Source organism: Paenibacillus sp. Lou8.1 (genome assembly GCF_024213565.1).
GTDB lineage: Bacteria > Bacillota > Bacilli > Paenibacillales > Paenibacillaceae > Paenibacillus > Paenibacillus polymyxa_B.
Genome location: NZ_JANAVN010000009.1, coordinates 194,261 through 216,894 on the forward strand (window position 1 = coordinate 194,261; position 22,634 = coordinate 216,894).

Below are 22,634 nucleotides of genomic sequence, written 5' to 3' on the forward strand. Positions count from 1 at the left end.
TTATCCGCAGGGTTTACCCCTCTTCTGATCAAATTATGGCTTGGTTCACTGTGTGACGTCTGTTACAATAGAAGAGGTATATACGAATGGATAGAAATGAGGTTGAACAGGTGGGCACTTCAGTGATTTGGGAAGCAGTTATATATTGGGTGATATTGGTGATTTCCGCTCTGTGCGTGATCGCAGTATCTGGTACTCGGAAGACAGCAAGCACGATTATTTTAGCGCCCGTTGTTTTGTTCTGTACCATATTTATGATGCAGGGATCAGTGTTTACTGCCATGAATCACCCAACGATGGGGTCTAATGTCGGTTTGGGTATGGCATTTCTGACAACATGGGTGGTCAGCGGAATATTGTTTGCTGTAGCGCTTGTAATTGCTTTTATTAAATATAACAAGAAGAACAAGGCGTAATTTAGCCTTAACCTCAGATGGATAAAGGCTTTCGGTGATGTGCCGAAAGCCTTTTTTTGTATAACGATGGAGGATGTCTCTGCTTATCTGCGTCTTCTCATAAGCAACACAACGATCAGCACGACGATGATCACGATCAATAGGAATTTCATATTCAATAACCTCCTTGGTCTGTCTCATATTTGGTATTAACCACTTTGAGTTAGTATGTACCGATGGATCTCAAGCAAGTATCTATTGTCGAGTGCTTGGGGAAAATTAGAATGTGGGACTAAAAAGAGGTTTACAGGCTTAGCTGGAAAGTGTATACATAAAGTAAGGAGGCGATTGCCATGAGTGATCGTGCATTTCATTTGTTCTATATTATTTTCTTAACGGTTCTGGCACTTGGAAGTGTGGGTGGAATCGCCTGGTGGTTGCGCTCTATTGGTCGTCAGGAGAAGGAAAAAAACTAAATTCAACATGGGCATACAAGCCCGAATGCATCTTCCAGTAGGAGGGTGCATTTTTATATGTTATAATGGGAACGCATGTTCTTTGTAGGAGGGAAGACGATGTTGCCAGATTTGGAACGAAAGCTGCTACGTATTTTGTATAATTATTTCGCCCAGCATCGCCACATGCCCACAATGGCGGAATTGACCGTAAAAACAGGCAAGCGAGACGCTGAAATTACAGCCGCCTTGCGACATATGGAGCAGGAGCGATACATTACTTGGGATAACAATTCGGGTACCCAGCATGTTGTTTTACTGGAAGGGTGGGAACGTCCCTCGACCCAAAGGCGCACCCAAGCGGAAACAAGACGTTCCACTACGCAAACGATGCCGCCCGATGGTACAGAATATTGGACGAATTATTAGAAGGTATATAAAACTGGAAAATTAATGAGTTTTTAAGGTGCATATCATTTAGTTTTAAGAAAGCGAAACTATAATGACCCTATTAACCCCTTTTTGATCAAGCTATAGGCCCTGCCGATGTATCGGCAGGGCCACTTTTTTGTTCATAGAAATGCTTTCCGTATATGAAAAATCCCCCGGGGATCATCCGGAGGATGGTGCAGTTTGCATATACTGCACGGCCTGCTCAAACTTCATCGTTTGATGGCATAATATATATTCAACCCCTGCTACCTTGCATTATATGGTCAGCATGTTCATAAGGGGCAGTGTGATTCCACTGTTCATTTTCCAAACGACAAAAGCCCTACCTCTCTTTCGTCCTTGCGGCTCCGATGACCGCGCCAGTGTGAATGTGAAAATCTTCGGCAAAAGCTCAAAATTCTACATTAGGGTTATACATAAAATTTGGAGAAGCTCCATACGGTGATTAGGAGTAATAGCTTGTTGCGTGGAATCTTATGGGGTTAATACATATTCTAATAGTATAGCAAGAATGATTATAAAACACAAGTCATTTTTGAATTTTTGATGATAGACTGGAAAAAATGTTGGCTAAAATGTCCTTCCCTCGCGAGTTTCTTAATTAAGAATAAGATGATTTTCCATCTATAAATTGCAGATTAAAAGCCGTCCTCGTATTTATGTAAAATGCTCGAGCAAGAAGGTAAACTTTTGATGGTTGGACTCCGATATTGAATACACAAGATATTTTAGAGTGTACGGATGAAAAGAGGGGTAGCAATTTGCCGACCTATAAGCGCTTTATTCAGCATGTTATCCTGAACTATATTATAGGTTCGTTTATCGCTGTATTGTTGGTAGGTATGATTTTTGTATTTTCCACGTTAAATGTAGCCCACTATGAAATTCTGGGTCTTGTTAAAATTATTGCATTTTCCAGCGTTATTATGATTGCTTGTGAAACCATAGTGTTTCGAATGCATTTGAGACCCGTTCATCGTTTTTTTCTAGGTAACCAGGAAACGCTCAAGGATGTAGAAGCGGTGTATATCCGGGTTCATCATCTGCCTAATTTGTCAGTTTTACGTATTGTTGGACCGCATTTGTTAGGCTTCTCTATCCCGGCTACCGTTATTTCGTTATGGATGATACATACTGGACAACTTACTTTTCCCTTTTATTATGTAGGAATCGCCTGTATAGGAGCTTGTTTGGTCGCTTCCATGCACGCACTGGTTGAATTTTTCCTGACCATGAGAGCAATCAAACCGCTTCTGGAGGAAATTCGTGATCGAACCTACCAGCAATATGGATTAAACCTGTCCCTGCGAGGACGAGTCCTGCTATCGCTTCGGCATAAATTTCAGTTAAGCGCGACGCTCATTGGTGCTTTTCCTTTATTTTTATTTTGTTTAGCTACACAGATTCGCCTGGAACGTTTGGAGGCGACGGATTCTACCTCCTATTGGGCTTGGGCGGGTACGATTTTAATTTTTGGTGTAGCCTTTGCTTATCTGGGCGGCAGGTTGCTGACCCGTGAGATCGAACAGCCGATCCACCATCTGCTGGAAAAAATGAATGAAGTGAAGGAAGGCCGTCTGAACAGTAATGCCAGCGATTTGTATTCAGACGAATTTGCGGAGCTGGTCGAAGGATTTAACATGATGATCGAGGGCCTGAAGGAACGGGAAGAAAAGAACGGTCAGCTATTGGACAGTTACTTCGCCACCTTGGCGGCAGCACTGGATGCGCGAGATGCCTATACCGCAGGACATTCTTTGCGTGTAGCTGAATATTCCGTACTTATTGGGCGCAAGGGAGGTTTGAATGAGTCGGACCTCGACTTGCTGCGCAAAACAGCCTTGCTGCATGATATCGGTAAAATCGGCGTGGCTGACGCTGTGCTGCTCAAGGACGGCAAGCTGACGGACGAGGAGTTTGATCAGATTAAAATGCACCCGGTTATGGGAGAAAGCATTCTCCGGCAAGTTGAGCCGGCTTATGCTATGGCCCCTTATTTGCCCGGCGTGCGCTCGCACCATGAGCGTTATGATGGCAAGGGATACCCTGACCAGCTCGCTGGGGAAGATATCCCCTTATTTGGGCGAATCATTGCTGTAGCGGATGCTTATGATGCGATGACGTCTGATCGTCCCTATCGGCAAGGTATGAAGGAAGAGAAGGCGGTTATGATATTGGAAGAGGGAAAGGGAACCCAATGGGACCCTTATTTTGCCGAATTATTTGTCAAAGAGTGGCGCCGGAACAAAGGCATCACAAGCTGACTCTATAGGTATCAGCACTAGGGCGAGCCATTGAGGTTCGCTTTTTTTATATACGGATATAAGATCTTTTGACATGTCGAAAGATGGGGCTTCATGTTATGATGTACAAGAAAGGCAAACGCGGTTAACATAGGCCTGGCATCCAATTTTTTGCGCTATGGGAGTGTGAGTCCATGCAATTTTCAATGATGTTTTTAATGAATTTAGGGATGCTGATTGCCGTTGCCTATGTGGCGAACGTGATTTATAAATATGGTCTGAGTCGTACCTCTTCGCGGTTCAAATATGTCAGCTCGGTGCTGCTAGTGATATTTGGCGGATGGGTCAGCTCTTGCTTTGGTTTTAACTTTAGTGAAACAGTTATTTTTGATCTGCGTTTCGTACCGCTGATTATCGCGGCGTTGGTGTATCCCCGCTCTTATACGCTTATTATTATTGGGGTCGCAATCGGACTTACGAGATTTACCTTCGGCCTGCATATGGCGGCGTGGGTCGGCTTTTTGAATATGAGCATTCTGGGCGTCCTGTGCGCTGGATTGAATTACTGGATGCGCCGTTCCACCTGGCGTTTGATTATTAAGGCATCGGTAACCATTTTAGCGGTTAATATCGTAAATACGTTAAATATTGCCTGTCTAGGCGTCATTCCCTGGCGCTATTATGTAGCGGAGGTTGTTCCTCTTACACTGCCTATCGGCATCGTTCTCAGTTTTTTATTTGCTCTGATTTTACGTGACTTTCAGATGGAGCAGCAGCGGAATCATCAGATTAAGCAGGCGAATGAGTTGTTATCAGAGCAGCGAGATGAGTTGCAGAAGGCAAAGGTCATTCTAGAGGAACGTGCCAAGCAACTGATGATGGCTTCCCAATATAAATCGGATTTTATGGCAACGATGTCGCATGAGTTACGTACACCTCTTAACAGCATCATTAATCTGGCGCAAATTATCAACGAGCAGGGAAAAGAGCTGGATGAGGACGAGCTAGACCAGTACAGTGATCTAATTTATGCCTCCGGGCATGATTTGCTCCAATTGATCAACGACATTCTGGACCTATCCAAGGTTGAGGCTGGGCACATGGAAATCGTAAGTGAGCCAGTCAGTGTACGTGAGATTGCGCAGGTGATGATGATGCATTTTGAAGTCACAGCGAAGGATAAAAATCTGGAATTCAGCTTGAAGGAGCATGAGCCTATACCGAATGAAATTCGATCTGATTCCAAACGCGTACAGCAAATTTTGCGTAATCTATTGTCCAATGCCTTTAAGTTCACTCATGAAGGACGTGTATTGCTGGAAATAAGCACACAACATCTAGATCGAAAGGGACAAGAGGGAGATTGGGTTGTATTTGCTGTAAAAGATACGGGCATCGGCATTTCCAATCTTCAGCAGCATGTTATTTTTGAGGCATTCCAGCAGGCGAACGGTTCCATTAATCGTAAATATGGAGGAACTGGGTTGGGATTGTCCATCAGCCGTGATTTTTCCCGCTTGTTGGGCGGGTTTATCCGTCTGGAGAGTGAGGAGGGCAAGGGAAGTACATTTTCCCTGTACCTACCGATGTGTCCGTCCAAAAGCAAGGAGGCGGACGAACAACCCTTTAAATTAACCTAATCGCAATTGTAGGAGCAGGAGCGCTATGGCACAAAGGAGGTCTATCATGGAACGCAAAGCGGTCGTTGTGGGTGCAACAGGGCTTGTCGGGGGTTATGTTGTACGAGAGCTGCTGGTGCAAAAGGAATACAACCGCGTCATGGTTATGGGCAGACGTCCATTGGACATCAAGCATCCCAAGCTGGAGCAGACGCTCATCGATTGGGGACAGCCACAGAAAGCGGCGTTCGCCTTCGAAGGGGTGAATGATGTTTTTTGCTGCCTTGGGACAACGATGAAAAAGGCGGGCTCCAAGGAGCAGTTCCGTCAGGTGGATCTAGACTACCCGGTGCTGACAGCCCAGTTGGGCAAAGAAGCTGGAGCGGTACAGATGCTTGCGGTCTCTGCGATGGGCGCCGATCCAGACTCACGCGTGTTTTATAATCGCACCAAAGGTGAGGCTGAAGAGGCGCTTGCTGCTGTCGCATTGCCTGCGCTGCATTTGTTCCGTCCGTCGCTGATTTTGGGCGCGAGACCTGAACGACGTTTGGGCGAAGCCGCTGCCGCTGTTGTCATGAAGGCACTGGACGGCCTGATGACGGGCAAGCTCGCTTCCTACCGCGCCATCCCGGCCCCGGTCATCGCACGCGCCATGGTACGAATTGCTCTCGCACAGGCGAGCGGCGTACATATTTATCCGAACGACATCATTCGAGTCATCGGAGCAGAACTAACATCCGATGATGAGGAACCCGGTACAGGAACGGCTCCTGATAAGAATGTGTAAAACCACAGCTAGAGTTAAAAATGACAATAACGCCGCTGTTGCCCGATGATTCGGACAACAGCGGCGTTATTTGTGTTTTATTGGCGGTTTGTATGTTGCGGCACATCCACCGTAATCTCTAATTCATCAAGTGCGTTAACCCGTCGCACGGAATAGTGGCTTTGGACTGCACATGCTATAATACGGTGAACCAGTATCAGGAAGGAGAATCCAACCCATATGAAAAAAACAATTGCTACTGAAAAAGCACCCGGTGCTATCGGCCCTTATAGCCAAGCGGTAGAGGCAGGCGGGTTTATTTACACTTCGGGACAGCTTGGACTGAATCCGACAACAGGTGAGTTTGGTAAGGATGTACAGGAGCAGGCACGCCTGTCCTTGAGCAATGTACAAGCCATTCTGGAAGAGGCAGGCAGCAACATGAACCAGGTTGTGAAAGCGACTGTATTCCTGAAGGACATGAACGATTTTGTCAGCGTCAATGAGGTGTACAGTTCTTTCTTTGAACAACCCTACCCAGCACGCAGTGCGGTGGAGGTAGCTCGTCTGCCTAAGGATGCACTGGTAGAGATTGAAGTCATTGCATTGAAGGGCGAATAATCTGAAAGATCCGTTCATAAAATAAAAGTTTGCATGGCAAACGGGTGTCCCTATTAAATAGAGACACCCGTTTGCTCAAATTTAATGTGTTTTGTTTGGAATCTGAACGATTTGTCGACATAATACTTCGTTTGTATGAAAAAAGGTCGGATTATATTATCAATATGAAGAAAATCAATGCAGATCACTCGACAAGCAAGCTTATAGATTTGTTTAAAGTCCATACCTAATCACATGGTTAAAATGAATAAACAAAGCAAGCGAGCTTGGGCTAGATGATTCAGACCCAAACTCGCTTGTTCTTGCTAGAGATCATATTCGTTTTCTTTAATCCCGGTCTCGATTACGGGCAAAGAATAGCCATAGCGCGTACACCAGAATGATTGCCGCCAAGATCAATGCGGCTAGCCGTACATTTTCATTGTTCGGATGCTCGACGGCGATGGCGACATAGGCCCATACAAATACGAGAGGATAAATGCTGTCGCGATAAGGGAAGCTGACCATGATCGCCAATGCGGTGCCGATGAGCAGGAAAATGATCGCCCATGTCGTATCGCTGAGTCCCCAGCCACTCCATTCATTCTTTTCCAGTGCCACTGCAATGTTGATAATAGTAGCAACGGATACCCAACCGAGGTTGAGGCTGAATGGTAGCTTGACGAACCACATTTCTCCAAGGGTTGGCTGCGGCGTGCGGGTACGTACATATACGACGCTCAGGGAAAGCAAGTATAGAATAATGACGATGACGCACAGCTCTACGTATACATACTGCCAGAGGAAAATCCAGATGATATTGAAGAGACAGCTTAGAATAAAAAAAATACCGATGGACTGAACGCTTGTCTTGGATTGCCCTGTAAGTGTAGCTTGGTACACGACAAAGCAGGCGAGCAGTACGTAGATGACCGACCAGATGGAAAAAGCGTAACCCGCTGGTGTGATCAAGGTAGGGTACATGTTGGATACAGCAGCAGTGCTTCTGCCGCCGATAGGAAGTGTAGAAGCCAGAATGTTAACGAGAACGACAGCGATAAATGCAATAATATTCCACCATTTATACGGATGGCTTCGTGACATAGGGATATCTCCTCCTCATCGAATGATGATCCAAAATGACCGACTGGTCACAACTTCTATTATAAATATACCCACTTTGCTTTCGAATATGTCCTAACGGGAAAAAGTTTCTTGATCCCAGTATAATCATAAAAAGTTGTATGTATATGCAGTCATATGTAGTACGATGGTGAAAATTTTAAGCACTATATAAGCTGAAATTTCTCGGATTCAACTTATATGGAAGTAAGGAGATAAGTAGAATGAATGGCTTGGAGAAAGTAGGGAAATTTGTAGGAGGAACCTTTTCCATCTGGGTACTTTTATTTGCATGCTTGGGATTTTTCTTTCCTGCGGCGTTTACAGGGTTGAAAGGATACATACAGTTATTTCTGGGCATTGTCATGTTTGGGATGGGATTAACTTTATCTGCGGCTGACTTTCGTGAAGTATTCCGGCGCCCAGTGGATGTGGCTATTGGTGTGGTCGGGCATTATCTGATTATGCCGTTTCTGGCCTTTGGATTGGCATTAGTATTGCAGCTGCCACCGGATATTGCGGTAGGTGTCATTTTGGTAGGCTGTTGTCCGAGTGGAACTGCCTCCAACGTAATGACGCTCTTATCCAAAGGCGACGTGGCATTGGGCGTGTCGATTGCTTCGGTGTCGACGCTGATTGCTCCACTGGCTACTCCGGCGATGATTAACCTGCTTGCTGGACGTTGGATGAATATTGATGCGAAGTCGCTGATCATGGATATTCTCATCGTAGTTATTGTCCCCATAGTGCTGGGTGTTATCGTTAAGTCGCTATTTCGCAAACAGGCAGAAGCCAGTGTTCAGGCGCTGCCGCTCATATCAACACTGGCGATTGTACTCATCGTGGCTATTGTGGTTGCAGGCAGCAAAGGAAAGATTTTGGAGACAGGTCCGATTATTTTTGGTGTGGTTATTTTGCATAATGGTATCGGGTTCCTGCTTGGATATTGGTTTGCCAAGCTATTCGGTATGAATCTTTCCAAGCGTAAAGCTGTTACGCTGGAAACGGGAATGCAGAATTCCGGACTGGGCGCTGCGCTTGCAGCAGCTCACTTTAACCCGATTGCTGCTGTACCGAGTGCGATTTTTAGCGTGTGGCATAATATTTCCGGCTCGTTGCTCGCGACTTGGTTTTCCCGCCGGGAGGAGAAGAACAGCACAGCCGGAAACCATTAAGCTTTGTCAGTGGCTTGTGATAAGTAGCTGCGGTTCAGTTTTTTCGAACAGTTTAGAGAAGGTCAGAAAGGATAGATTTGACTTTATAGTTGCGGATCTTTATACTGTGGTTATTACAACCACTGTATTTAAGTAAGCAACAGTAGTTTAAGTTCGTTATGGAAGGAAAACTGCATCGAATTCGTATTCGGCTTCATGCTCAACAGCCTTATATTATCTGATCTGATTTAAACTGAAGGAGAGAGAACGAATGAACCCAAAATATAAGTCTCTATTTGAAACTTTTACCCTGCCATCCGGTGTTACGTTGAAGAACCGTATTACCATGGCACCTATGACTAACTTTGCTTCCCACGAAAATGGTGAAGTCAGTGATGAGGAGCTGGCATACTACCGTGAACGTTCCGGTGGTGTAGGCGCGGTTATTACCGCTTGTGTGTATGTAACTCCAGATGGCAAAGGCTTTGTCAATGAGTTCGGTGCGGACAAGGATGAAATGATTCCGAGCCTGCGTCGTCTGGCGGATACGATTCATCAAGAAGGCGCAAAAGCGATCCTGCAAATTTATCATGGTGGCCGCCTGTGTCCACCAGATCAAATTCCAGATGGACAGCCGATCAGTGCAAGCGCAGTAGCCGAGGAAAAAGAAGGTGCGCCTGTGCCGCGTGAAATGACATCCGATGATATCCACCGCGTCATCCGTGCCTATGGCGAAGCAACTCGCCGAGCGATTGAAGCAGGCTATGATGGTGTGGAGCTTCACGGAGCGAACGGTTACCTGGTCCAGCAGTTCTTCTCCCCGCACTCCAATCTTCGTACCGATGAATGGGGAGGAAGTCTTGAAAAACGATTGACCTTTCCGCTGGCGGTTGTTCACGAAGTGAAGAAAGTGATCGCAGAACATGCAAAGCGGCCATTCATCTTTGGATACCGCTTGTCTCCTGAGGAAGGACACACACCAGGCATTACGCTGGAGGATACGATGGTGCTTGTAGACCGTCTGGCGGATCAAGGGCTGGATTACCTGCACATTTCCGTAAATCATTTCTTCGGTGGTTCGTTCCGTGACCGCAGTGACGAACGGTCACGTACCGTTCTCATCCATGAGAAGGTAGGTAACCGTGTGCCGATTATGGGAGTTGGGTCGCTGAATACACCGGACGAGGCGCTTGCAGCACTGGAGACAGGTGTACCGCTTGTATCGCTGGGACGTCCGCTTTTGATGGAGCCGCAATGGGTTCAGAAGGTGCAAAACGGCACAGAAGATACCATTCGCACGACATTATCCAAGCAAGCCCAGCAGGAGCTAGTCATTCCTGACTACTTGTGGGGTGCGTTGACGACCCTTCCAGGCTGGATGCCTGTTACGGACTAAATTTTGAACGATGGAGATACCCTAGGCTGCTCTCATGCACCTGGGGTATTTTCCTGTCTCGTGACCGTGAACAATAATAACCGTGAACAATAATATAGGAATAACTGAGAAAGAAGGAAAATGACAATGTTACATAAAGCTAATGGCGCCATTTTGATAAAGTCCACCCATCCGGGGCTACAGATTCGATTGTTACAAGTAAGTGATGCAGAACGTTTATTAGAGATCAGATGTGAAAATTTTGATTTTTTCAAACCGTTCGAGCCAGAACGACCTGAAATTTACTTTACGCTGGAAGAACAGGCGCGTCTGATTTCTAACGGTTTGGAAGCGGCACAAGCCGGACAAGGATATACGTTTGGACTTTTTTTGCCGGAAAATGATAAGCTGATCGGCAGAATGGAGCTGTCGGGTATCGCTAGAGGTCCCTTTCAAAACGCCAATCTGGGCTACTTTGTAGATCCTGCATACCACGGACAAGGCTATGCCACTTCCGCAGTGAAGGATATTGTACGCTACGCCTTAAATGAGTTGGAATTACACCGTATTCAAGCTGGAGTGATGCCAAGAAATACGCCTTCCAATCGAGTGATGGAAAAGGCAGGATTTCGCCGCGAAGGGCTGGCTCTCAACTATTTGAAGATTAATGGTGTGTGGGAAGATCACGTGTTGTATGCGGTCACGGCTGAGGATTTGCAGAATGGCGTTTTCTGAATTCGCCGGGCGTGACCCCCTCCAGTTTTTTGAACACCTTGCCAAAATATTTTTCATCCTGATACCCGACCATACCGGCAATATGATGAAGGCGCAGCTTGTCATTCAGCAGCAATAGCTTTGCCTTGCTCATCCTGATCTGACACAAATAGTCCGACAGATTAACCCCGTACTCCTGCTTGAATTTACGAGAAATATATTCGCGACTGAGATAAAAGCGACTCGCCATATCCTGTAGAGAAATGTCCTCGTCATAGTGTGCATCCAGATAGCGGGCAATATCACGGATGGTCGGGTTGTTTGGGCTATGGCTTGGTGTAAGTGCCTGACCGGCTGCCAGCAGTCGGTTTTCAACCTGTCTTTGCCATAAGGGCAGGGAAAGCATACCACGGTTGTCGACCGGCAAGGCATGAATGGAGCCGGACTCATCTGCCAGTTCCTCGCCATCGGTATCTCCGGGTCTGTCATTCAGCCAGCGGGCCAGCATCCAGTCCAACTCCTGATTCCAACTGGCTAGCTGCTCTGCTGTCACCGAAGGCAGCTCGGCTACGGCTGCTATCCAGTGGCCTACCGCTATCGACACACGATTGGCATTACAGCTGAGTGCACTAAGCCGCAGTTCCTCTTCCATCTCAGGCAACTGGGGAAGACGAATGCTTTGCCGTGTCTGGGAACTCTGGTGCATCCAGTCGACGGTTTGCAACACATCCCGTTTCCACAACGCTTGCCGTGCCTCTTGGTAGGCAGTGGCTGCCGCTATGGGAAAAGCGCCAAAAGAGCCAAAAGAGCCAACCCCGATGTGCATGTAACACCGTAAAGCCGTTTTGATCCCTGTGTGAATATCCTGCAAGAGCAGCGGCCAACGAGATGGCTCGCCCCAAAATAGCAGAATAATTTCGTCCATACGCTCCAGATGACGGAATGCAATTCCGGTTTGAGAAGTTCCAAGAAATTCGTTGCAGATGTTAATCAGGGAAAAGCTCAAAAGCGCACGACGCGTTTTATATTTGTCCAGTATATCGGCATCCAGCTGCGTGGTACTCATCACAGCTGCATTACATATCTGAATAGCTGCAGGAAGACGTAACTCCTCACGTAAGGGCGTAATGGAAAGAGGGGTACTTGCTATACCGGAAACGATCTCAGTCAGGAGCTTATCGGCATAGTGCGGCCTCATCCGGTTGACCTCCATGGCCTGCATCGTCTGCCTGTTCCGGTCTTGCTCCGCTGTCCGCCAGGCTTGAGTGGCTTTATTTAGAGCCTCGTTAATCTCCACTGGATCTACGGGCTTAAGAATATAGTCCATGCCTCCCCGGCGGATGACCTGTCGAACCAAGTCAAAATCATCATAACCACTGACCACCACAACTCGGGTTGCTGGGGAATTCACTTGAATCCACTCCATCAGTGCTACTCCATCCTTGCCGGGCATCCGCATATCCGTAAGTACAACGGGTGGGGAAAGGGCGGTAATGATCTCAATCGCCTGATCGCCCGACTCAGCTTCAAGTACCTCGCTCACACCGCACGCTTCCCAATGTACGAGCATCCGAATGGCATGGCGTACATGCTTCTCATCATCCACAATCAGGACTTTCATTGACAGATCACTCTCCCTTAATATGAATTTCTGCAGGGGCTTCAGTGCGAATTTCGAGTGTATAACGGACACCATGAGGCAGGATGTTGTCTACGCACAGGGTGTTGGAACCATCCTCCGAGTGAAGCTGAATACGCAATAGAACATTACGAAGGCCAATGGAATCCTGCTCGCTAGTGTCCGGCTCTTCGTAGGCTTTCAGCGGACGTTTTAACATATGCTGGAGCTGCTCCAATTCGGCCTGTGGAATGGAAGTTCCGTTGTTTTCCACGGTTATTTTCACAATGCCTTCCCGGATTCGGCTGCCTGTAATGCGAACTTCACCGGGCCCCAGCCGGGGATCGGCACCGTGTTTAAAGTAGTTTTCTACCAACGGTTGGAGAATCATTTTAGGCACCCGATCATTCAGGACCTCATCTTCCCACTGGTAAGTGACCTCTAATTGCTCACCGAAGCGTTCCTTTTGTAAATCAAGATATTGTTTTACATGTTCGGCTTCTTCCTTGAGTGTAACGACCGTATGGTCCCGCATGTTATAGCGCAGCATTTTGGCAAGGGAAGAGAGCAGAGAATAAATCCGCGGTACCTCATGCTGTAGAGCCAGGGTTCCAATCGATTGTAGCGTATTATATAAAAAATGAGGATTAATCTGTGCTTGAAGCGCTTTCAACTGATGTGTCTTATTAGCCAGCTCCAGCTTGTATTCCCGCAAAATGAGGTTATTGATGGTATCCATCATCTGCCTGAAACGGCGCGACAGTACTCCGATCTCATCGTTACTCATGGCCCGAATGTCTACATCCAGTTGACCGGACTGAATCTGGTTTATGTAGCGAGTCAGTCGCTTAATAGGTTCCGTGATTTTTATCGAAATCCATAACGTGGCAACAATGACAAGTAGCAACGCTGCGCCTGTAATGACCGCATTAATCTGAGTCAGGCGGGTAGCCCGTAGATACAGCGTACGATGTGGAATTTTCTTGACGAGTGTCCAGCCTGATAGGTTGGCATCCAGCTTGCCATATACGTGCAGTGCCGTATCATCCTCAATCACTCCGTGCTCGCCTTCTTTAGAAATTCGATTGAGCAGGTCAGATTCCTTCCAGTGTGTTCCAATCGCTGCTTCTTTTCCGCTATATATGATTGTTCCGTTCCGATCGATCAAAAACAGCTCCTCTGTATCTGCATCATACAATTGACGGCAAATACTGCGCAGCGGCTCCAGATCAACATCTATAGCTAGTACCCCAAGCGTCTCTGAGGCAGGAATGTTCCGAATCGCCCGATGAAGTGTAAATACCTGCCGCTTTGTGCTGTGCTCCGTATAGGAAACCGCCGAAAAGCCGTACAAATGCTTCATGTGCGAAGGCTGTATGAATAGTCCAGAAGGGCCGTAATGAATAGAACCAGTAAAGGGCTCCAGTCGGAATTCCCGTAGCGGGACTGTACTGGTAATCAACGTGGATTGCCCAGCCTCAAAAGAATGCAAATACACTTGGTCAATGCCTGACGAAGCATTCATCATCGTTTGCAGTGTGGTGTAAATTTCAGCGACGGCCCGGTAATCATCCGGAATTTTGGCCAGATTACGCAGAAAATGGGGGTCATTATAGACTCCGATGGACGCCCGATTCAGTCCCTGTAAATAGTTATCCAGATTCGTAATTCCCTGAAAAATAAGCCGTTCATTTTCTTGTGTGGCCTGCTCCCGCAAGGATTGCTTGGTGAGAACGAAGGTCATAGTCATCGACAGCAGCAGCGGCAGAGTGACCGCAATGAGCAAAAACCAGATCAGGCGGGAACGAATACTGTGAAATTTCATGCAGTGAGCTCCTTTCACAATTCAAGGCAAGCCAGAGGTCAATATTTTCCCCCCTAATGGTTCACGATCCTACGTGTTCTCCAGAGCGCTTATTCGACATAATGAACATGTGAATCGCATATCCGTACGGCCCAAGCATCATGCTGCTGAAAGAAAGCCGTAAGGGAGCGTTCCAGACACCAACAGACAACAAAAGGGGGGGATCGGATTGAATCGCGCCAAGTCGTCGCAATGGCTCCAGCAATGCATTTTTGTAGGGCCGTCGACGTTATTTTTCGTTATCATTATTGTAATCCCTTTTATGCTCGGAATGTACTATTCTTTTACAGAGTGGAATGGGGTAGCCAATGAGGCAAAGTGGGTCGGGCTGGATAATTTCAGTCACATTTTATGGAATGATGACAAATTTGGGACAGCGTTCTGGTTTACGGTCCGTTTTACGGTGGTAGGAGTGGTGGCTGCGAATATTTTTGGCTTTCTGCTGGCGTATTTTCTAACCAAACCGCTGAAAACAAAAAATGTACTCAGGACCATCTTTTTTATGCCTAATGTGATTGGAGGTCTGTTGCTGGGCTTTATCTGGCAGTTTATTTTCGTCAAGGGATTTGCAGCAATCGGAGAGAGCACGAACTTGTCCTTCTTCAATCTGTCCTGGTTGGGAGATGAGATCACGGCCTTCTGGGGTATTGTAATCGTGTTTATCTGGCAAACTGCCGGGTATTTGATGGTTATTTACATCTCTTCCCTAACCAATGTGCCCCGCGATATGCTGGAAGCAGCCGAAATTGACGGAGCAAGCCGGATGCAAATTTTGCGGTCGATTATACTTCCTTTGATCATGCCTGCCGTTACGGTATGTCTTTTCCTGGCGATATCATGGTCATTCAAAATGTTCGATCTCAATTTGTCACTGACCAAAGGCGGTCCCTTCGGGTCCACAGAGTCGGTTGCACTCAATATTTACAATGAAGCGTTTGTGAATAATCGTTATGGGCTGGGAACAGCTAAAGCGCTCATTTTCTTTATCATTGTTGCTCTGGTTACGAGCCTTCAGGTACGACTGACGAAAAGTCGGGAGGTAGAAGCGTAAATGGAAACAAGCAAGCGCTACCGCTTTGGAACATGGGCGACCGAGATGGTGATGATCCTCGTCGCATTGTTATTCCTCGTCCCGTTTTACTTTTTATTCGTGAATTCGGTCAAAAGCTTTGGTGACCTGCTCACCGATTCTGCGGCCTGGCCACAAACCTTTGTATGGAGCAACTATGCTAGAGCGTGGAGCATCACGCGTTTTCCCGAAGCTTTATGGAATTCACTTATAGTTACGGTAGTTAGTAATCTACTGCTCGTACTGATCAGCTCAATGGCTGCTTACCGAATGGTCCGGCGTCCGACGCGTTATAATCGAGTGTTGTTCAGCCTGTTCGTAGCTGCCATGGTCATTCCCTTTCAATCGGTGATGATCCCTTTGGTCAAGGTTGTAAGTACACTGGATTTAATGAACAGTATAAGTGGTCTGGTAATCTGTTATCTGGGATTCGGAGCCCCTATGTCGATCTTTCTCTTTCATGGATTCGTCAAAGGTGTGCCAGTCGAGGTGGAAGAGGCAGCTACGGTGGACGGCTGTACGCCTTACGGAGTGTTTTTCCGAATTGTGTATCCGTTGATGCTACCGATGATGGTAACTGTTATTATTTTAAATACGCTCTGGATTTGGAATGATTATCTCCTGCCTTCTCTGGTATTGCAAAAGGCTGAACTGCGCACGATTCCGATTGCGACCTATGCCTTTTTTGGACAATACACGAAGCAGTGGGATTTGGCTTTGCCTGCTCTGGTGCTGGGCATCTTGCCAGTCATCGTATTCTTTCTGGCCATGCAAAAATATATTATACAAGGTATTATGGCTGGTTCGGTCAAAGGTTGAGTGTGGCGATGAGCTGAAAATGTACACGGTGTGCCACTCCGCAAACGGAGGACACTTTGAAATTTAGAATAGAAAGGAACATAAAAAATGAAAACGCATACTTTTAAAAAGAAAGCTCAAGCACTGATCTTGCTTCTCGCGGCCTTTGCCCTGGTTTTGGCAGGTTGTAACAGCAGTGGCGGACAAAACGCAGGCAAAGAGGAAGTGAAGGAAAAAACAATTCACATTTTTCAGTTTAAGGTAGAGATTGCAGAAGCACTAAATCGCATGAAAGCGGAATACGAAGCGTCTCATCCAGGGATCAAGCTCGATATTCAGACCGTCGGCGGGGGCAGTGACTATGGAGCGGCGTTAAAGGCGAAGTTCGCCTCCGGGGAGCAGCCGGATATTTTTAACGTAGGAGGTTACCGCGAGCTGGATACGTGGCTGGAATATTTGGAGGATCTGTCTGACCAGCCTTGGGTTGGCGATGTGGTCGATGTCGCCAAAGAACCGATGACCAAAGACGGCAAGCTGTATGGCCAGCCGATGAATCTGGAGGGGTACGGCTTTATTTATAACAAGGATTTGTTCAAGAAGGCGGGGATTACGGAGACCCCTAAAACATTGTCCGAACTGGAGGGAGCTGCGCAAAAGCTCCAAGCCGCAGGGATAACTCCATTTTCTAATGGATATCAGGAGTTTTGGGTGCTGGGCAATCATTTGCTGAACGTGGCATTTGCCAATCAGCCGGACCCTTCGGCCTTCGTCAAAGGACTAAATGATGGAACAGCAAAGATTCCGGGCAACGCTGTATTCGCCGAGTGGGTTAAGCTGTTCGATCTGACCATGAAGTATGGCAATTCGAAGCCGCTCACGACCGATTACAACACGCAGGTAACGAACTTCGCTACTGGAAAGGCTGCCATGATGCAGCAAGGGAACTGGACTCAGGTCCAAATTGACGGAATTAATCCGAAGCTGAATTTGGGTATTTTGCCTATGCCGATTGGTGAAGATGCAACAGCCGGAGATAAGCTGTTTGTAGGTGTCGCTAACAACTGGGTGGTTAATAAAAATTCGACTGTCAAACCCGAGGCGAAGGAGTTCTTAAACTGGATGGTGACATCCGAGCAGGGTAAAAAGTATATCACCAAGGAATTCAAGTTTATTCCAGCGTTCAAGAGCATCGAAGGGGCAGAGGCTGATATGGGCCAACTGGGTGCGGAAGTGGTGAAATACAGTAAGGAAAACAAACTGTTGGGCTGGTTCTTTAGCCGCTATCCTGAAGGAGCACAGCAAGAATTCGGAAGTCAGATGCAAGCTTATGTGGCAGGTAAATCGGATGCCGGGAAGCTATTCGAGGATTTCCAGAGAACATGGGATAATTTGAAGACCAAATAATGAACAAAAGCACGCGATAAAGCCTTCATATTTCAGGGAGATTGCATGATCCTGAAATATGAAGGCTTTTCTGTAAACAAAATTATAAATGGTAATGGAGCAGAGCGATATCCCCACGGCGTTCTATTTCTTTGAGCTTAAATGTACTTGGTAGCGTTCCTTCTGGAAATAACGGTATTCCTTGTCCAAGCACCTTGGGAATGATCGCAATGATAGCCTTCTCCAGCAGTCCAGCTTGTAAGAAGGCCTGAACTAACTGGCCTCCACCGACTAGCCATACCGCACCTTCCGATTGTTCTTGTAGACGTGGAACCAGTTCAGTCAGAGCTTCGTCCGTAAATGTAACATGTGGCGCTTGCTGTTGTTCCGTTAATGCTCGTGTGAGCACATAGCATGGCTTGCCAGCATAAGGGAAATCATCGGAGAGCTTCAACACTTCCTCATACGTCAGCCTGCCCATCAGCACTGTACCTACGGTGTCGTAAAAGTCGGCATATCCATTGTCCCCGCCATCCCCTTTAACATCATACAGCCAGTCCACCGAACCGTCCGGCAAAGCTATATACCCATCGAGACTCATGGCAATATACAGCACAACTGCGTTTGATTTCAAATCTTCCATAGTTCATTCACTCCTTTTCTATTTCCTAATGTTACAATGTATTTATGACATAGTATGTCGTAGTTAAAACGGTCATTTAAAATTAATTTTGGATTCGAGGGGTACCTTATGAACGAACGCAGAATTGCTCTTATGAGGATACTGGATTCCCGAAAAAAATATACGGCGCGTGAGCTGGCTGAACGTTTTGGTGTCTCTGTCAGGACAATACAAAGAGATCTCGACTATTTGCAGCAGACCGGGTTACCCCTTTATACCGAAATGGGTCCTCATGGCGGGTATCGGGCACTCCCCAATCGGCTTCTTCCTCCCCTTCATCTTGCTCGCGACGAGGCTCTGGGTCTTTTCCTCATGCTGCAACTGTTGGAGAACATTCCAGATATCCCTTTTGGCTCGGTTCGTGGACATTTATCCGAGCACTATTATGCCGAGCTTCCACAGGATGTGCAGGACAGTATTGATCAATTAAAGGAGTACATTTCTTTTCGTATGCTACCCACTCACGCAGAGTCACCCTACACCTCAATCATTTTGGAGGCTGCGTTGAATAAGCGCCGGGTGAACATGTTTTACCGCTCCGCTTCCGGTGAAAAGTGGACTGAAGTATATCCGATTGGACTGTATTTTGATCACGGATATTGGTACATGCCAGCGCATAGCAGAGACCGCATCATTCTGTACCGTTCAGATCGGGTGATTACAATAACGATGCTGGACGAAACCTCAGACAGCCTTCCCACACTTCAGGAATGGTTGGCTTCGGAGGATTCCCGTATAGGAATTCCGTCCAAAATAAAATTTACCGCATTGGGTGCCAGGCTGGCTGGATCAGATGCCCTCTTCCAAAATGTTTCCCATCAAGAAGGGCAGGATCAGGAATGGCAGGGATATATTCCGGTCGAAGAGTTTAGATATGTGTCCCGACTTTTGCTAGAATACGGGCCAGAGGCCGAGGTCATATATCCGAAAGAGCTGCGGATGAGGGTCAAGGAATTGCTGCAAGACAGCCTGCATCCTTATCTGAAGGAGGATGACGAATAGGAGAGAGTATCCATAGCCATTTCCATGGCTTTTCGGACTCCCCTTTTTTATAGTTAATCACATGAATATTTAAGGTTATTAACTTATGACTTTCCATTTATTTTTGTGATAAAGTTTTGAAAAGAGCCCGTTTTCGTATATGATGAAGAGTAATAATTCAAAAGGCTGGACGGGAGACAGATATGAATCAACCGCTTTATGGAATATGGCTCGGAGATGTGTTTTTTTGCTTTTCTGGTGAGACGTCGGAACCACGTATCGATGCGTGGAGCAGTGTAATCCGCAGGCTGACGCTAAAGGGAGACCTTCGGCCGTTTCGGCAGGCTGCGTTGCGTCTTGCTGAGGTACGGATACCGAACACTGCTCGTGTGGAAACCGCGGGCAGAGGTGGCAAAAGACGTTCCATGTTGGGGCGTACATTGGAGGGTTTGGCGCTGGAACCGCGCGAGACGATGGCACTGCTGACCCGCATGGACGAGAAGGGCTGTGCGGCATCGGGCATTACGCTGGGCGAGGAAATGCAATATTGGCAAAAAGCCGCTTATTTTGCGCTAGAGCTGATGCAGCGGGGCGAAATTGCGCCATCGCTTACAGAGGCGCGTCCATCGGGACCGCGTCGTCGTGGTCCGGAAGCGGCTGTCGGGGTGTGGATTCCTCGACTGTGTCAAGAGGAGGACATACGCCGCTTTCATGAGCTGGCTGCTGCGATGCCAGCTGTTTGTATGGCGGCTCCGGCCGTTTTTGCGGGTAAGGAGCCTGAAACACGCGAGGATGCAGCCGGAATCGTGCTGTACTCCTTCTTGTGTGCGGTCATCCATGCGGAAACGACCGCGGTGCTGGCAGCATCAGACCGTGAGCTGGGTCGATATCGCGCAGAGTATCGGCGCGGAGGATCGCCGCTGGCAGAGCTGTGGTGGAACAGTCTGCTGACAGGTTCCCGCCCGGTGGCGATTCAGGGAACGCCAGCGGAGATGGAGGAGCTGGTGCTTCAAGCGTCCTCTGTTGAGGGAAGCGCAATGCCTGTCACGGAACGGGAAGACAAGGAGCCGATAGAAGGGCAACTGCGGTTGTGCCTTCGTTTGGAGCCTTCCCTGGAAGAGAGTGTCAAGGATTGGCGCATTACCTTTTGGGCAGAAAGCGATGCTGAGCCGGGGTTGCGACTGCCTGCTCTGGCACTGTGGGCGCATCCTGAACGTGATCTGGTTCGAGGCGGAATTGTATATCGTCAAGTGCAGGTGCAACTGCTAATGAGGCTCGGACAGGCGGCTGAAGCGGCACCTATATTGCAAGAAGCGTTGAATCGTCCTTATCCCGAGGGCCTGACACTGGAGCCAGAGTTGTTCTTCCGCTTCCTGACGGAAGCCGTTCCTGCACTACAAAAGAACGGTATCACCGTGCAAATGCCTTCACGCTGGAGCCGGGAGGGCCGAAGACGTGCAGGCTTGCGGCTCAAAATGCGTTCGACAGAGCAGGGTGCCAAGCCAGATGGTGTGATTGCCGATACATCGTCTGTCGGCATTAACCGCATGATTTCGTTTGATGCCGAGGCTGTGCTGGGTGATACGACTTTGACGATGGAGGAACTGGAAAGCATCGTCGCGGCCAATTTGCCGTATGTACGTCTCGGAGGGGAATGGATCGAGGTCGATCCCAAGGAAATCCGTCAGGTGCTGCGCTTTATCAAGCGCGGGGAAAACGGTGAGATGAGCTTGTCCGAATGGATGCATCTGGCTGCTGAAAATGAAAGTGCAGGCGAGGCCTCATGGAAAGGCTTGTCCATCTTTGGCGCGGAATCCGCCGGATTGCTTGCGTCTTTGGCTGAGGGCGGCGTACTCCGTTCGGTAGAGCTGCGGCCTGTGCCGGAGACACTGCACGGCGCATTACGGCCCTATCAAGAGCGCGGCTTTCAATGGCTGGCTGCGATGCGTGGATTGGGCTTTGGCGTCTGTCTTGCGGACGACATGGGGCTTGGTAAAACGATTCAGGTCATCACCTGCCTGCTCGACGGTGGCATCGGCGCAGATGATCAACGTCCGGCGTTGATCATCTGTCCGACGTCCTTGCTCGGCAACTGGCAGCGCGAGTTGAAGCGTTTTTCACCGGATTTGTCGCTGTATATTCACCATGGCAACCAGCGACTCCACGGTGAGCTGTTTCAGGAAAGTGTACGTGAGTATGATATCGTCCTCACTACCTATCATTTGGCGGGCCGGGACGGCAGCGATTTATCTGCGGTATACTGGTCCTCCATCGTGTTGGATGAGGCGCAATATATAAAAAATGCACGAACAAAGCAAGCGCAAAGCGTCATGAAGCTGTCTGCTCCACACCGGATTGCCATGACAGGTACTCCGGTAGAAAATCGGCTGAGCGAGCTGTGGTCTATTTTTCAATTCCTGAATCCAGGTTACCTCGGTACGGCGTCTTCGTTCCGCCAGCGTTACAGTTTGGCGGGAGAAGAGCGGGGGTCCGCGTTGCGCGAGCTTCATCGGCTCGTCTCCCCGTTCATGCTGCGTCGACTCAAAAGCGACCCAGATATACGCAAGGATTTGCCAGAGAAGCTGGAGTTGAAATCCTACTGTGTACTGACACCAGAGCAGGCCGGATTGTATCGGGGCGTGGTGGATCAATTATTGGGAACACTGGATGGGCAGATCGGTATGGCTCGCAAAGGACTTGTTCTGTCTTCACTGACCAAGTTGAAGCAGATTTGTGACCATCCGGGTCTGATCATTCCGGGTCGGGCTGATAGTGGTAAAACGGAAAACTCGGGCAAAATGGAGCGACTGCTGGAATTGGTAGAGACGATTCGCGAGAACGGCGAATCGGCGCTGATATTCACCCAATATGTGTCGATGGGAGAATTGCTGGTCTCTCGTTTGGCCAAAATCTTCGGGGAAGAGCCGTATTTTCTGCATGGAGGACTAGCGAAAACCAGACGAGATGAAATTGTTCACAACTTCCAGCAGGGAGAAGGCCCGAATATATTCGTACTTTCCCTGCGTGCAGGTGGTGTGGGTCTGAACCTGACACGTGCCAGCCATGTCATTCACTATGACCGCTGGTGGAATCCAGCAGTGGAAAATCAGGCGACGGACCGTGTATTCCGTATTGGTCAAAGCCGCAATGTACAAGTGCACAAGCTGATTTGCCAAGGTACACTGGAGGAGCGGATCGACGAGCTGATCGAGAGCAAAAAGGCACTTTCCGAGCAGGTTGTCGGCTCCGGTGAGCATTGGCTCACCGAAATGTCTGATGATGAATTGCGCGGTCTGATTGCGTTGCAAAATGATGTATGGATTGAGTGAGCAGAGAAAGGATG

At 48.0% G+C, this 22,634-nt stretch carries 19 protein-coding genes; 15 read left to right on the plus strand and 4 right to left on the minus strand.

Going from position 1 to position 22,634, the window contains the following annotated elements:
* Positions 1-86 precede the first annotated feature (86 nt).
* The 7 genes from NLX78_RS14890 (at position 87) to NLX78_RS14915 (ending at position 6,552) form a co-directional block, all read left to right on the plus strand.
* Positions 87-416 carry a hypothetical protein gene (locus NLX78_RS14890; protein WP_061830011.1) on the plus strand — a complete coding sequence of 110 codons (330 nt, stop codon included), beginning with the start codon at positions 87-89 and terminating at the stop codon, positions 414-416.
* A gap of 332 nt (positions 417-748) precedes the next feature.
* Positions 749-871 carry a hypothetical protein gene (locus NLX78_RS26565; RefSeq protein ID WP_257785344.1) on the plus strand — a complete coding sequence of 41 codons (123 nt, stop codon included), beginning with the start codon at positions 749-751 and terminating at the stop codon, positions 869-871.
* Between the two features lie 99 nt (positions 872-970).
* Positions 971-1,279 (plus strand): LexA family transcriptional regulator, encoded by a 309-nt coding sequence (locus NLX78_RS14895; protein WP_254350823.1) that lies wholly within the window; start codon positions 971-973, stop codon positions 1,277-1,279.
* A 785-nt stretch (positions 1,280-2,064) separates the two neighbouring features.
* Positions 2,065-3,567 carry an HD-GYP domain-containing protein gene (locus NLX78_RS14900; protein ID WP_254350824.1) on the plus strand — a complete coding sequence of 501 codons (1,503 nt, stop codon included), beginning with the start codon at positions 2,065-2,067 and terminating at the stop codon, positions 3,565-3,567.
* A gap of 173 nt (positions 3,568-3,740) precedes the next feature.
* Positions 3,741-5,186 (plus strand): ATP-binding protein, encoded by a 1,446-nt coding sequence (locus NLX78_RS14905; protein ID WP_254350825.1) that lies wholly within the window; start codon positions 3,741-3,743, stop codon positions 5,184-5,186.
* Between the two features lie 46 nt (positions 5,187-5,232).
* Positions 5,233-5,952, plus strand: coding sequence for an NAD(P)H-binding protein (locus NLX78_RS14910; protein ID WP_254350826.1), 720 nt, complete (start codon positions 5,233-5,235; stop codon positions 5,950-5,952).
* Positions 5,953-6,171: 219 nt separating this feature from the next.
* Complete coding sequence (locus tag NLX78_RS14915) at positions 6,172-6,552, plus strand: RidA family protein (protein WP_069290971.1); 381 nt, start codon at positions 6,172-6,174, stop codon at positions 6,550-6,552.
* Positions 6,553-6,879: 327 nt separating this feature from the next.
* On the opposite strand, the gene NLX78_RS14920 is transcribed toward NLX78_RS14915, so the two are convergent.
* A complete protein-coding gene (locus tag NLX78_RS14920) occupies positions 6,880-7,635 on the minus strand; it encodes a tryptophan-rich sensory protein (protein ID WP_254350827.1) in 756 nt (251 codons plus the stop codon).
* Between the two features lie 242 nt (positions 7,636-7,877).
* On the opposite strand from NLX78_RS14920, the gene NLX78_RS14925 reads away from it, so the two are divergent.
* From NLX78_RS14925 to NLX78_RS14935, 3 genes are all read left to right on the plus strand, one after another.
* Positions 7,878-8,828, plus strand: coding sequence for a bile acid:sodium symporter family protein (locus NLX78_RS14925; protein ID WP_061830004.1), 951 nt, complete (start codon positions 7,878-7,880; stop codon positions 8,826-8,828).
* Positions 8,829-9,078: 250 nt separating this feature from the next.
* Positions 9,079-10,203: an NADH-dependent flavin oxidoreductase gene (locus tag NLX78_RS14930; RefSeq protein ID WP_235307101.1), complete on the plus strand. Its 1,125-nt coding sequence runs from the start codon at positions 9,079-9,081 to the stop codon at positions 10,201-10,203.
* 126 nt (positions 10,204-10,329) lie between these two features.
* Positions 10,330-10,917, plus strand: a complete 588-nt coding sequence (locus NLX78_RS14935) for a GNAT family N-acetyltransferase (protein WP_254350860.1) — start codon at positions 10,330-10,332, stop codon at positions 10,915-10,917.
* On the opposite strand, the gene NLX78_RS14940 is transcribed toward NLX78_RS14935, so the two are convergent.
* Together NLX78_RS14940 and NLX78_RS14945 are read right to left on the minus strand one after the other, a co-directional pair.
* The gene (locus tag NLX78_RS14940) at positions 10,883-12,517 is read right to left on the minus strand and encodes a response regulator transcription factor (RefSeq protein WP_254350828.1); all 1,635 of its coding nucleotides are present in this window, start codon (positions 12,515-12,517) and stop codon (positions 10,883-10,885) included. The genes NLX78_RS14935 and NLX78_RS14940 overlap by 35 nt on opposite strands.
* A 7-nt stretch (positions 12,518-12,524) precedes the next feature.
* Complete coding sequence (locus NLX78_RS14945; protein ID WP_235307103.1) at positions 12,525-14,339, minus strand: sensor histidine kinase; 1,815 nt, start codon at positions 14,337-14,339, stop codon at positions 12,525-12,527.
* Positions 14,340-14,547: 208 nt separating this feature from the next.
* On the opposite strand from NLX78_RS14945, the gene NLX78_RS14950 reads away from it, so the two are divergent.
* The 3 genes from NLX78_RS14950 (at position 14,548) to NLX78_RS14960 (ending at position 17,649) form a co-directional block, all read left to right on the plus strand.
* A complete protein-coding gene (locus NLX78_RS14950) occupies positions 14,548-15,429 on the plus strand; it encodes a carbohydrate ABC transporter permease (RefSeq protein ID WP_025721893.1) in 882 nt (293 codons plus the stop codon).
* Positions 15,430-16,266: a carbohydrate ABC transporter permease gene (locus NLX78_RS14955; protein ID WP_061829999.1), complete on the plus strand. Its 837-nt coding sequence runs from the start codon at positions 15,430-15,432 to the stop codon at positions 16,264-16,266. It abuts the gene before it with no gap.
* A gap of 87 nt (positions 16,267-16,353) precedes the next feature.
* Complete coding sequence (locus NLX78_RS14960) at positions 16,354-17,649, plus strand: ABC transporter substrate-binding protein (protein ID WP_023986792.1); 1,296 nt, start codon at positions 16,354-16,356, stop codon at positions 17,647-17,649.
* A gap of 82 nt (positions 17,650-17,731) precedes the next feature.
* Here the strand turns inward: NLX78_RS14960 and NLX78_RS14965 are convergent, their stop codons facing one another.
* Positions 17,732-18,271 carry a dihydrofolate reductase family protein gene (locus NLX78_RS14965; RefSeq protein WP_134904854.1) on the minus strand — a complete coding sequence of 180 codons (540 nt, stop codon included), beginning with the start codon at positions 18,269-18,271 and terminating at the stop codon, positions 17,732-17,734.
* A 108-nt stretch (positions 18,272-18,379) separates the two neighbouring features.
* On the opposite strand from NLX78_RS14965, the gene NLX78_RS14970 reads away from it, so the two are divergent.
* Together NLX78_RS14970 and NLX78_RS14975 are read left to right on the plus strand one after the other, a co-directional pair.
* The gene (locus NLX78_RS14970) at positions 18,380-19,312 is read left to right on the plus strand and encodes a helix-turn-helix transcriptional regulator (RefSeq protein WP_254350829.1); all 933 of its coding nucleotides are present in this window, start codon (positions 18,380-18,382) and stop codon (positions 19,310-19,312) included.
* A gap of 182 nt (positions 19,313-19,494) precedes the next feature.
* The gene (locus tag NLX78_RS14975; RefSeq protein WP_254350830.1) at positions 19,495-22,620 is read left to right on the plus strand and encodes a DEAD/DEAH box helicase; all 3,126 of its coding nucleotides are present in this window, start codon (positions 19,495-19,497) and stop codon (positions 22,618-22,620) included.
* The last annotated feature ends 14 nt before the right edge of the window (positions 22,621-22,634 follow it).

Excerpts from the sequence above, each read along its gene's own strand:
- NLX78_RS14890 (WP_061830011.1), top strand. The coding sequence starts at position 87 with ATGGATAGAAATGAGGTTGAACAGGTGGGCACTTCAGTGATTTGGGAA.
- NLX78_RS26565 (WP_257785344.1), top strand. The coding sequence starts at position 749 with ATGAGTGATCGTGCATTTCATTTGTTCTATATTATTTTCTTAACGGTT.
- NLX78_RS14895 (WP_254350823.1), top strand. The coding sequence starts at position 971 with ATGTTGCCAGATTTGGAACGAAAGCTGCTACGTATTTTGTATAATTAT.
- NLX78_RS14905 (WP_254350825.1), top strand. The coding sequence starts at position 3,741 with ATGCAATTTTCAATGATGTTTTTAATGAATTTAGGGATGCTGATTGCC.
- NLX78_RS14910 (WP_254350826.1), top strand. The coding sequence starts at position 5,233 with ATGGAACGCAAAGCGGTCGTTGTGGGTGCAACAGGGCTTGTCGGGGGT.
- NLX78_RS14915 (WP_069290971.1), top strand. The coding sequence starts at position 6,172 with ATGAAAAAAACAATTGCTACTGAAAAAGCACCCGGTGCTATCGGCCCT.
- NLX78_RS14920 (WP_254350827.1), bottom strand. The coding sequence starts at position 7,635 with ATGTCACGAAGCCATCCGTATAAATGGTGGAATATTATTGCATTTATC.
- NLX78_RS14925 (WP_061830004.1), top strand. The coding sequence starts at position 7,878 with ATGAATGGCTTGGAGAAAGTAGGGAAATTTGTAGGAGGAACCTTTTCC.
- NLX78_RS14930 (WP_235307101.1), top strand. The coding sequence starts at position 9,079 with ATGAACCCAAAATATAAGTCTCTATTTGAAACTTTTACCCTGCCATCC.
- NLX78_RS14935 (WP_254350860.1), top strand. The coding sequence starts at position 10,330 with ATGTTACATAAAGCTAATGGCGCCATTTTGATAAAGTCCACCCATCCG.
- NLX78_RS14940 (WP_254350828.1), bottom strand. The coding sequence starts at position 12,517 with ATGAAAGTCCTGATTGTGGATGATGAGAAGCATGTACGCCATGCCATT.
- NLX78_RS14945 (WP_235307103.1), bottom strand. The coding sequence starts at position 14,339 with ATGAAATTTCACAGTATTCGTTCCCGCCTGATCTGGTTTTTGCTCATT.
- NLX78_RS14955 (WP_061829999.1), top strand. The coding sequence starts at position 15,430 with ATGGAAACAAGCAAGCGCTACCGCTTTGGAACATGGGCGACCGAGATG.
- NLX78_RS14960 (WP_023986792.1), top strand. The coding sequence starts at position 16,354 with ATGAAAACGCATACTTTTAAAAAGAAAGCTCAAGCACTGATCTTGCTT.
- NLX78_RS14965 (WP_134904854.1), bottom strand. The coding sequence starts at position 18,271 with ATGGAAGATTTGAAATCAAACGCAGTTGTGCTGTATATTGCCATGAGT.
- NLX78_RS14970 (WP_254350829.1), top strand. The coding sequence starts at position 18,380 with ATGAACGAACGCAGAATTGCTCTTATGAGGATACTGGATTCCCGAAAA.
- NLX78_RS14975 (WP_254350830.1), top strand. The coding sequence starts at position 19,495 with ATGAATCAACCGCTTTATGGAATATGGCTCGGAGATGTGTTTTTTTGC.